The organism is Lentzea sp. HUAS12, from assembly GCF_024125735.1.
Taxonomy (GTDB): Bacteria; Actinomycetota; Actinomycetes; order Mycobacteriales; family Pseudonocardiaceae; genus Lentzea; species Lentzea albida.
The window spans coordinates 2,747,125-2,759,155 of the sequence record NZ_CP099738.1 but is presented as its reverse complement, the minus strand read 5'-3'; the positions used below and the strand labels follow the sequence as shown (position 1 = coordinate 2,759,155).

Sequence of the window (12,031 nt, the reverse complement as noted above, 5' to 3'; positions counted from 1 at the left end):
CGGGAACGAGCTCGGCGGCATTCAGCGCACTGGGGTCTGCGCATCTGGGGGAGTGAATTCAACGGTGGTGCACGGGTCTATTTTGCGTGCCATTTTAAATGTTCATGTTCGCTGCGCATGACCCTCATTCAAATGTCGTATGACTGCTCGGCAGGAATCGCTTGACCCCTTAAATGACGGTTGTGTAAAAAGTGTGTCAGGGGAGGGCGTATCCGTGATCGAAGATATGTATCCGTTGGCGCCGGTTCAGCAGGGGATGCTTTTCCACGTCCTCGAGGCGCAATCGGACAAGGGCGTCTACTGGGCGCAGGGGCTCTACGAGTTCGACGGGGTGCTCGACCTCGCCGCCATGCGCCGCGCGTGGGAGTCGGTGGTCGCCCGCCACGCCGTGCTGCGCACCGGTTTCGTGTGGGAGGGCGTGCCCGAGCCGCTCCAGGTCGTCCTGGGTGACGTCCAGGTGCCGTTCGAGGTGCACGACTGGACCGCCGTGGCCGACCAGAAGGCGGCACTCGACGAGCTGCTCGCCCACGACCGCGCCCAGGGCTTCGACCTCACCAAGCCGCCCCTCATGCGCGTGCACGTCATCAACGACGGCACCAGCCACCACCGCATGGTCTGGGCGCTCTACTCGGGACTGTGCGACGGCTGGAGCGTGCCCGTCGTCCTCGAAGAGGTCGGCGCCACCTACGACGCCTTCTGCCGCGGCACCACCCCGGACCTCGAGCCCGTGCGGCCCTATCGCGACTTCATCGCCTGGCTGGGCAAGCGTGACCGCGCCGAGGCCGAGGCGTTCTGGCGCGACTACCTCGCCGGCTTCGACGCCCCGACGGCGCTGCCCGTCGACCACTCGGTCCGCGACCACTGGGCCCAGGGCCGCCGCCGGGCCGAACTGCCCGAGGCCCTGACCACGTCGATCATGGACCTCGCCCGCCGCAGGCGCGTCACGCCGTCCACGGTCGTCCAGGCGGCGTGGGCACTCCTGCTGTCGGCCTACTCCGGCGACGACGAGGTCGTCTACGGCCTCACCGTGTCCGGCCGCCCCGCCGACCTGCCCGGCGTCGAGTCGATGGTCGGCGTCTTCATCAACACGCTGCCGGTGCGCGTGCGCATCTCGTGGGAGCGCACCTTCGCCGACTGGCTGGGAGAGCTTCAGGCGAACCAGGTCGCCGTGCAGCGCTACGAGTTCACCGCGCTCTCGGACATCAAGCGCTGGTCGGAACTCCCGCGCGGCAGCGGTGTCTTCGACAGCATCGTCGTGTTCGGCAACTACCCGCAGGCACTTCTGTCCGAAGAGGACGAGGAGAACGACGACGAGGACCGCTTCGGCGCGCTCGACTCCATCGAGCAGGTGAACTACCCGATCGCCTTCGCGGTCGACCTGGAGGACACGCTCAAGATCGAGGCCGAGTTCTCGACGGGTGCGTTCGACGAGGTGACGGTCGACCGGTTGCTGGCCCAGCTGCAGGAGGTGCTGTCAGCCGCCGTGGCGCGGCCCGAGCAGCTGGTGCGCGAGGTGACGCCCGCTCCGGTGACCGGGTGGGGTGTGGGGCCCGCGGCGGACGAGGAGTTCGTCGGGCTGGCGGAGCGGTTCCGGCGTGTGGTGGGGGAGTTCGGGGACCAGGTCGCGGTGCGCGACGGTGCTGTCGAGCTGACCTATGCCGAGCTGGGCGAGCGGGTGGCGCGTGTCGCGTCCGGTCTGCGTGCCGCCGGTGTGCGCGACGAGACCCGGGTCGGGTTGTGGTTCGAGCGGTCGGTCGACCTGGTGGTCGCGATCCTCGCCGTGACGCAGGCGGGCGGGACCTATGTGCCGCTGGACCCGGCGTTGCCGCACGGCCGGTTGAGGGACGTGCAGGCGGCGGCCGGAGTCGAGCTGGTCGTGTCCCGCGGTGACTACGCGCTGGAAGGTCCGCGGGTGGTCGAACTCGTGGAGCTGGAGAGCGCACCCGCCGAGCCTTTCGCGCCGGCGTCCGTGCCGGGGCGTTTGGTCTACACGATGTTCACCTCGGGCTCGACCGGCGTGCCGAAGGGCGTCGAGGTCACCGAGGAGGGCGTCGTCCGGGTCGTGCTCGACCCCGCGGTGGTGGCCCAGCCCGGTGACGTGGTCGCGCACATGGCGGCGGTGTCGTTCGACGCCTCCACGTGGGAGATCTGGACGGCGTTGCTGACCGGCGCCACGCTGGCCGTCGCCCCGGCGAACCTGGCCGAACGCCTCGACGTCGCCAAGCTCTTCGCCCAGCACGACGTGACGTTGTCGTTCATGACGACCGGGCTGTTCCACCAGCTGGCGGACACCGACCCGGCCGTCTTCTCCGGGCACCGCAGGGTGCTGGCCGGCGGCGAGGCGATGTCGCCCGTCCAGGCTCGCAAGGTGCTCGACGCGAACCCGGCCGTGGCGATCTACAACATGTACGGCCCCACCGAGTCCACTGTGTACGCGTCGTTCCACGACATGCACACCGGACGGCTCGGCCCGTCGTCGGTGCCGATCGGAACGGCGTTGCGGGGCCTGCGTTTCCACGTGCTCGACCGCTGGTTGCAACCGACGCCGGTCGGTGTGCCGGGTGAGCTGTACATCGGTGGCACCGGTCTCGCGCGTGGGTACGCGGGCCGTGCCGACCTGGCCGCGGAGCGGTTCGTGGCCGACCCGTACGTGCCCGGCGCCCGCATGTACCGCACCGGCGACCTGGTGCGATGGGGTGCCGACGGTGTCGTGGACTTCGTCGGACGGACCGACGACCAGGTCAAGATCCGCGGGTTCCGCGTCGAGCCGGGCGAGGTCGAGCACGTGCTCGCCGGGCACCCGGACGTGGCCAACGCCGCTGTCGTCGTGAACGACAAGCGGTTGATCGCGTACGTCGTGAGCACGGCGGAGCCGGCGGAGCTCCGGCGCTTCCTCGCCGAACGCCTGCCGGAGTTCCTGGTGCCGTCGGCCGTGGTGCCGGTGGACGAGTTCCCGTTGAACTCCAACGGGAAGCTCGACGTGCGGGCGTTGCCCGACCCCGGTGCGCCCGAGAGCAGCACCGCGTACGAGCCGCCCAGCACAGAGGCCGAGCGCACGCTCGCCGAGGTGTGGACGCAGGTGCTCGGCGTCGACCGCGTCGGTGTGCACGACAACTTCTTCGAGCTGGGCGGCGACTCGATCGTCAGCCTTCAGATCGTGTCGCGGGCCCGCGCCGCCGGGTTGCGGCTCGAGATCGCCGACCTCTTCACCCACCAGACGGTGCGGGAGCTCGCGGCCCGCGTGAGCACGGCCGAGGAGCCGACGGCCGATCAGGGTGCCGTCAGCGGGCCGGTCGCGTTCACGCCGATCCAGAGCTGGTTCCTGCGCCAGGACCTGCCGGAACGCGACCACTTCAACTGGTCCGGCATGGTCGAGCTGGCACCGGGGACCGATGCCGGCGCGATGCGGGCCGCGCTCGCCACCGTGGTCGCGCACCACGACGCCCTGAGGCTGCGACTCGGTGAGGGGACGCAGGAGAACCTCGCCGCCGAGACCGCCGAGCTGGTCTCCGTGCTCGACGCCTCGGGTCTCGACGGTGCCGCGCTGGACGAGGCCGTCACCGCGGCCATGACGAGCGCGCAGACGTCGCTGAGCCTGACCGGCGGGCCGCTGTTGCGTGCCGTGTACGTGGACCGCGGCGACCGGCCGGCGTGGTTCGGCCTCACCGTCCACCACTACGTCGTGGACGCCGTCTCGTGGAACCTCCTGCTGGAGGACCTGGAAACCGCGTACTCCGGCGGTGCGCTGCCGCCCAAGACCACCTCGTACCAGGAGTGGGCCGCCGCGCTGGAGGCGTTCGACCCGCAGGACGAGCTGGCGTGGTGGCGGGACGTCGTGCGGACGACCACGCCCGTGCCGGCCGACCTCGACGGCCCCAACACCGAGGACTCGACCGAGTCCGTGCGCGTCTCCCTCGACGCGGAACGCACTGCGCTGCTGCTGACCCAGGCCCACCGCGCCTACCGCACCCAGGGCCACGAACTGCTCCTGGCCGCGCTGCTGCAGGTGCTCGGCCGGTGGACGGGAGCGGGCGCCGCGGCGATCGACCTCGAGAGCCACGGCCGCGAGCCGATCGCCGACGGCATCGACCTGAGCCGCACCGTCGGCTGGTTCACCGCCATCCACCCCGTCGGGCTCCGGCACTCCGACCTCGACGACGTCGCCGGCGTGATCAAGGCCGTCAAGGAACAGCTGCGGGCCGTGCCCCGGCGCGGTGTCGGGTACACCGTGCTGCGCGAGCGGGACGCCGAACTCCGCGGTGCGCCGGCACGGCCGGTCGTCTTCAACTACCTCGGCGGGGCGGACGCGGACGGGGAGCCGGACGGCCTGGTCACCCGTGAGCTCTCCGAGGACCTGTGCGGCCCCGCGGAGGGCGACGGCGGGCTGCGCTCGCACGTGCTCGGCGTCGAGGTGGTCCAGGCCGCCGACGGGACGCTGTCCGTCGAGTGGCAGTACAGCACCAACCTGCACGAGCGTTCGACGATCGCACGGCTGGCCTCTGACTACGTGGCGGCGCTGGCCGGGATCGTGGAGCACTGCCTCTCCGGCGCTTCCGGCCTGACGCCGTCCGACGTTCCGCTGGCGGGGCTCTCGCAGTCCTCTTTGGACGCGTTGGTCGAGCGGACGCCCGGACTCGTCGACGCGTACCCGTTGTCGCCGTTGCAGCAGGGCATGCTCTTCCACGCCGTCGAGTCGCCGGACAGCGGCGTCTACTGGACGCAGGACGTGCGGGAGCTGACCGGTGACCTCGACGTCGAGGCGATGCGTGCCGCGTGGCAGCTCGTGCTCGACCGGCATCCCGCGCTGCGCACCGGTTTCGTGTGGTCGGGTGAGCCGTTGCAGGTCGTCGTCGGGGACGTCCCGGTGCCGTTCGAGGTGCGCGACTGGACGTCCGTCGAGGATGCCGACGCCGCCGTGGACGAGCTGCTGGCCGAGGACCGGGCCCGCGGTTGCGACCTGAGCACGGCGCCGTTGCTGCGGGTCGTCGTCGCGCAGGGCCGTGACCGCCACTGGATCCTGCTGGCGTTCCACCACCTCTACGCCGACGGCTGGAGCATCCCGCTGCTGTGGGACGAGGTCACGGCCGCCTACCAGGGCGAGTCGTTGCCGCCGGTGCGGCCCTACCGCGACTTCATCGCGTGGCTCGGCCGGCGCGACGCCGCCGAGGCCGAGGGGTTCTGGCGCGACTACCTGGACGGCTTCGACTCACCGACGCCGCTGCCGGTCGACCGCGTGGTGCGCGAGCACTGGTCCCAGGACCGGCGCGAACTGGCGCTGCCCCGTGACGTCACGACCGACCTCATGGCCCTGGCGCGCGACCGCCGGGTGACGCTGTCGACGGTCGTGCAGGCGGCGTGGTCGGTGCTGCTGGCGGCCTACTCGGGCGAGGACGACGTCGTGTTCGGCCTGACGGTGTCCGGCCGGCCCGCCGACCTGCCCGGCGTCGAGTCGATCATCGGCCTGTTCATCAACACGCTGCCGGTGCGGGTGGGCGTGGCGTGGGAGACGTCGTTCGCCGACTGGCTGGGCGAGTTGCAGGAGAACCAGGTCGCGGTGCAGCGGCACGAGCACACGCCGCTCGCCGACATCCAGCGCGTCACCACGGGCGGCCTGTTCGACAGCATGCTCGTCTTCGGCAACTACCCGCAGGGCGCGGCACCGGAGGAGGGCGAGGAGGACCCGGAGGAGCTGTTCGCCTCGACCGACTCGGTCGAGCAGATGCACTACCCGATCATCCTGGCCGTCGACCTCGAGGCGACCCTGAAGGTGGAGGCCAACTTCTCCACCGGTGCCTTCGACGCGTCCACTGTGGAGCGGCTGCTCGGGCAGCTGGCGGAGGTGCTGACCTCGGTGGCACGCCGGCCGTTGACCGTGGTGCGGGAGATGACGCCCGCTCCGGTGACGGGCTGGGGTGCCGGGCCCGCGGTGGACGAGGAGTTCGTCGGGCTGGCGGAGCGGTTCCGGCGTGTGGTGGGGGAGTTCGGGGACCAGGTCGCGGTGCGCGACGGTGCTGTCGAGCTGACCTATGCCGAGCTGGGCGAGCGGGTGGCGCGTGTCGCGTCCGGTCTGCGTGCCGCCGGTGTGCGCGACGAGACCCGGGTCGGGTTGTGGTTCGAGCGGTCGGTCGACCTGGTGGTCGCGATCCTCGCCGTGACGCAGGCGGGCGGGACCTATGTGCCGCTGGACCCGGCGTTGCCGCACGGCCGGTTGAGGGACGTGCAGGCGGCGGCCGGGGTCGAGTTGGTCGTCTCGCGTGGCGACTACGCACTGGACGGTCCCCGAGTCGTCTCACTCGCAGAGCTGGAGTCCGCGCCTGAGGAGTGGGCCGAACTCGCTGCTGTGCCGGGGCGACTGGTCTACACGATGTTCACCTCGGGCTCGACCGGTGTCCCGAAGGGCGTCGAGGTCACCGAGGAGGGCGTGCTGCGGGTCGTCCTCGACCCGGCGGTGGCCGCCCACCCCGGTGACGTCGTGGCGCACATGGCGGCGGTGTCGTTCGACGCTTCCACCTGGGAGATCTGGACCGCGTTGCTCACCGGTGCCACGCTGGCCGTCGCTCCGGCGAACCTGGCTGAACGCCTCGACGTCGCCAAGCTCTACACCGAGCACGGCGTGACGTTGTCGTTCATGACGACCGGGCTGTTCCACCAGTTGGCGGACACCGACCCGGCCGTGTTCTCGGGGCACCGCAAGGTGCTCGCGGGCGGTGAGGGCATGTCCCCGGTCCAGGCTCGCAAGGTGCTCGACGCGAACCCGGCCGTCGGGATCTTCAACATGTACGGGCCGACCGAGTCCACTGTGTACGCGTCGTTCCACGACATGCACACCGGACGGCTCGGTCCGGCGACCGTGCCGATCGGCGATGCGTTGCGGGGCCTGCACTTCTCCGTTCTGGACCGGTGGCTCCGGCCCTCGCCGGTCGGCGTGCCGGGAGAGCTGTACATCGGCGGCGTCGGCCTGGCCCGTGGTTACGCCGGGCGTGCCGACCTGGCCGCCGAGCGGTTCGTGCCGGACCCCGAGGTGCCCGGTGCCCGCATGTACCGCACCGGTGACCTGGTGCGGTGGGGTGCCGACGGTGTCGTGGACTTCGTCGGGCGCACCGACGACCAGGTCAAGATCCGCGGCTTCCGCGTCGAGCCGGGCGAGGTCGAGCACGTGCTCGCCGGGCATCCCGAGGTCACCAACGCCGCTGTGGTCGTTCGCGAGCTGCAGCAGGGCAAGCGACTCGTCGCCTATGTCGTGGGCACCGCCGAACCCGCCGCGCTGAAGGGTTACCTGGGGGAGCGGCTGCCGGAGTTCCTGGTGCCGTCGGCGATCGTGGCGCTGGACGAGTTGCCGTTGAACTCCAACGGGAAGCTCGACAAGCGCGCGCTGCCGTTGCCGGAGGCGCCGGAATCCACCAGCGTGGCGCCCAGCACGGACGCCGAACGCGCACTGGCCGCGGTGTGGTCGCAGGTGCTCGGCGTCGAGCGGGTCGGCGTGCACGACAACTACTTCGAGCTGGGCGGCGACTCGATCATCAGCCTCCAGGTCGTGGCGCGGGCCCGGGAAGCCGGCCTGGAGCTGAAGATCGCCGACCTCTTCACGCACCAGACGATCCAGCAGATCGCCCTGCACACGGGTGTCGCGGCTGGCGCGGAGATCAGCGCGGAGCCGTTGGCCGACCTGGAACCGCTCAAGGCGCGGGTGCCGGGAGCCGTGGACGCGTACCCGTTGTCGCCCATGCAACAGGGCATGCTGTTCCACGTCCTGGAGGCGCCCGCCGACACCGCCGTGTACTGGGCGCAGGACGTGCGGGAACTGCGCGGACCGCTCGACGCGGCCGCTCTGCGCGAGGCCTGGCGGACCGTCGTGGGACGGCATCCCGCGCTGCGCAGCGCGTTCGTGTGGGAGGGCGTCGACGAACCCCTGCAGGTCGTGGCCGGCGAGGTCGACGTGCCGTTCGAGGTGCTCGACTGGACGTCGGTCGACGATCCCACCGCGGCGCTCGACGACCTGCTCGACGCCGACCAGCGGCGCGGGTTCGACGTCACCACCGCCCCGTTGCTGCGCGTGTACGTGGCCGACCGGGGCGACCGCCAGTGGGTCGTGTTCACCTTCCACCACCTGTACCTCGACGGCTGGAGCATCCCGCTCGTCTGGGGCGAGGTCCTCGCCGCCTACCGGGGCGAGGCGCTGCCGCCGGTGCGCCCGTACCGCGACTACATCGCGTGGTTGCAGGACCAGCCCGCCGCCGACGACTTCTGGCGCGAGTACCTCGACGGCTTCACCTCACCCACCGCGCTCCCGGTCGACCGCACGTCGCGGCTGCACTGGGACCAGGGCAGGCACCACCGCGAACTGCCGGAGAGCGTGGCCCTCGCGCTGGAGGCGCTCGCACGGCGCGAGCACGTCACGATCAGCGCCGTCGTGCAGGCCGCGTGGGCTCTGCTGCTGGCCGCGCACAGCGGTGACGACGACATCGTCTTCGGCCTCACCGTCTCGGGCCGCCCGGCCGCGTTGCCGGGCGTCGAGTCGATCGTCGGCCTGTTCATCAACACGCTGCCGGTGCGGGTCCGGGTCCCCGGCGACCGCACGCCGTTCGACGAGTGGCTGCGGACCGTCCAGGAAGGACAGGTCGCCGCACAACGGTTCGAGCACTCGCCGTTGGTGGACATCCAGCGGATCGCCGGCGTGCCGAGGCTGTTCGAGAGCATCGTGGCGGTCCAGAACCTGCCCAGCGGCCTCGACGACGAGGGTGACGACGGCGACGAGTTCGACTCGCCGGCCATGCTGGAGCAAGGTCGTTACCCGCTCAAGCTCGTCGTCGACGTCTACGGGCAGCTCGCGCTGCTGTGCGAGTACTCGACGGGCGCGTTCGACGCGGACACCGTCGAGGCGCTGGTCGACCAGCTCGAGCTCATCCTGACCGCGGTGGCGGAAGCGCCGGGCACGCCGGTGCGGGAGATCGCGCTGCTGGACGCCGGGCAGCGGGCCGAGGTGCTGGAGTGGAGCACGTCCTCGCCACGGGAGCTGGCCTCGGGACACCTGGCGGCGCTGTTCGGGCGGCAGGTCCTGGCCCACCCGGACCGGCTCGCCGTTCGCGGCGGTGTGGACCTCACCTATGCGGAGCTCGACCGGCGGGCCTCGGATGTGGCGCTGTGGCTGCGGGCGCACGGGGTGGGGGCGGGCACGCGGGTCGGGTTGCACCTGGACCGCAGTGTCGAGCTGATCATCGCCATGCTCGGGGTGATCGGGGCCGGGGGCAGTTACGTGCCGCTGGACCCGGCGCAGAACCCGGCCCGCCTCGCGCAGGTGGTGGGGGTGGCCGAGGTCGGGCTCGTGGTGACGGCGGGGGAGTGGCCGCTGGACGTCCCGCGGGTGAAGGTGCTGGCGCTGGCCGGTGCAGACGTTCCGCCTCCGACCGCCCCCGGCCCACGCCTCCCCGCTCCTCCCGGGGCCGCCGGCCCCCTCCCGATCGTCGGCGCCGCCGACAGCGAGCTCTACGTCCTGTTCACCTCCGGCTCCACCGGAACCCCCAAGGGTGTCTCCCTCACCCACGAAGGCGTGGCCAGGGTCTGCACCGACCCGGCCGTCCGCGTCGAGCCCGGCGACGTCGTGTCGCACCTCGCGGGCATCGCCTTCGACACCGGGGCGTTCGAGATCTGGCTCGCCCTGCTGAACGGCGCCACCCTCGTGGTCGGCCCGGCGGACGTCGCGGAGCGGATGGACGTCGGCAGGTTCCTGCGCGACAACGCCATCACGGCCTCGCTGCTCACGACCGGCCTCTTCCACCAGCTGGTCGAGACCTCGCCCGACGTGCTCGACGGGTTGCGGTTGCTCGTCGTCGGCGGTGACGCCCTGCAGGCCCAGCACGCCCGCACCGCCCGCGAACGCCGGCCGGACCTGCGGATCGTGAACGCCTACGGGCCCACCGAGACCACGATGACCTGCACCGTCCACACGCTCAACGGTGTCACCACGCAGGTGCCCATCGGCAGGCCGTTCGCAGGCATGCGGGCGTTCGTGCTCGACCCGTGGTTGCAGCTGGTGCCGCCCGGCGTCGCGGGTGAGCTGTTCGTCGGTGGTCCCGGTGTGGCGCGCGGGTACGTCGGCCGCGCGGACCTCACCGCGGAACGGTTCGTCCCCGATCCGACGCACCGGGGCGAGCGGCTGTACCGCACCGGGGACCGGGCCCGCTGGCGTGCCGACGGGACGCTCGAGTTCCTCGGCCGTGCCGACGACCAGGTCAAGATCCGCGGCTTCCGGGTCGAGCCCGGTGAGGTCGAGGCGCTGCTCACCTCCCACGACGACGTGCGGGCCGCCGCGGTCGTGGCCACGGCCTCGGCGACCGGGAAGCGGCTGGTGGCGTACGTGGTCACCGAGGCTGGGACGAGCGAGCTGCGGGCGTTCCTGCGTGAGCGGCTGCCCGACCACCTGGTGCCGAGCGCCTTCGTCACGCTCGACGCGCTTCCGTTGACCAGCAACGGAAAGCTGGACAGGAAGGCGCTGCCCGAGCCCGCCTCGCCGGAGGCGGACCAGGCGTTCGTCGCGCCGCGCACCGAGCAGGAACGGGCGTTGGCGGGCATCTGGGAGAAGCTGCTCGGTGCCGACCGCGTCGGCGTGCACGACAACTTCTTCGACCTGGGCGGCGACTCGATCGCCAGCCTGCAGGTGGTGGCACGGGCCCGTGCCGCGGGGCTCGGCCTCGCGGTCGCGGACCTCTTCACCCACCAGACGGTCGCGGAACTCGCCGCCGTCGCCACGGTTCCCGTCACGATCGACGAGGGTCCGGCGACCGGACCGGTGCCGCTCACGCCCATCCAGCGGTGGTTCACGAACGCCCCCATCGACGACCGGAACCACTGGAACTGGTCGGGCATCTTCGAACTGGAGCCGGACGTCGACGCCGGCAGGCTCGCCGCCGCGCTCACCACCCTCGTCACGCACCACGACGCCCTGCGCACCCGCCTGCACCACGGCCCCGACGGCTGGCACCAGCACATCGTCGAGCCGGGTGAGGCAGCGAGGTTCGAGGTCGTGCAAGGCGATGTCGGGCAGCACATGGACGCGCTGCAACGCTCGCTGGACCTCGAAAACGGGCCGCTGATGGCCGCGATCCTGGTCGACCGCGGGGACGAACCCGCCTGCCTCGGGCTCGTCGTGCACCACCTCGTGGTCGACGGCGTGTCGTGGAACGTCCTGCTGGAGGACCTCGACGCGGCCTACCGGGGTGAGGAGCTGCCGCCGAAGACGACGTCGTTCCGCAGGTGGGCCGAGTCCGTCGCCGCCTTCGCCGGCAGCGACGAGGTCCGCGCCGAACTGCCGTACTGGCTGGAGAAGGCGGAGACGCCGTTCTCACTGCCGGTCGACGCCACCGGCGCCAACACCGAGGACTCCGCCGCGGTCACGGAGGTCACCGTCGCGGCCGGAGACCTGCCCAACGCCCTGGTGCTCGACGTGGTCCTGGCCGCCCTGCACCAGGCGCTCGGGGAGTGGGCCGGCACCGACACCGTCGTCGTCGACCTCGAACACCACGGCCGCGAGAGCGTCGCACCGGGCACGGACCTGTCCCGCACGGTCGGCTGGTTCACCTCGGTCCACCCGCTGGTGCTCCACCACGACGACCTGACCGACGGCGCCGGAACTCTCCGGGCCGCGACGGAAAGCCTGAAGTCCGTGCCACGCCACGGGGTCGGGTACGGCGCGCTGCGCCACCTGACGGCCGACGACCAGGACGTGCGCCGCCTGCGCGCGGCGCCCGACCGCCAGATCAACATCAACTTCACGGGTGGCCTCGACACCGTGGGCGACGACGAGGTCAGGGGCCTCGTCGCCGACGAACTACCGGGTGACCTGTGCGGCGACAGCACCAGCGGAGGTGTTCGTCCGTACGCGCTGCACCTGGAGATCGAGCGCACCGGCGGGGGAGAGCTCCTCGTCGAATGGCACCACAGCACCAACCTGCACCGCACCGACACCGTGCGACGGGTCGCGTCCCGCTTCCGGGAAGCCGCAGAGGCCCTCATCGCACTCCCGAACAGCAATTGA

The 12,031-nt window shown here is 71.6% G+C and carries 1 protein-coding gene; it reads left to right on the top strand.

Annotated elements, in window-relative coordinates; translation table 11 throughout:
* Positions 1-139 precede the first annotated feature (139 nt).
* Entirely contained in the window at positions 140-12,031 is an 11,892-nt protein-coding gene (locus ND450_RS12180) for an amino acid adenylation domain-containing protein (protein WP_371927694.1), read from the top strand.

What these genes read in the sequence shown, in the direction of transcription:
- ND450_RS12180 (WP_371927694.1), top strand. Translation starts at nt 140, where the DNA reads ATGACTGCTCGGCAGGAATCGCTTGACCCCTTAAATGACGGTTGTGTA.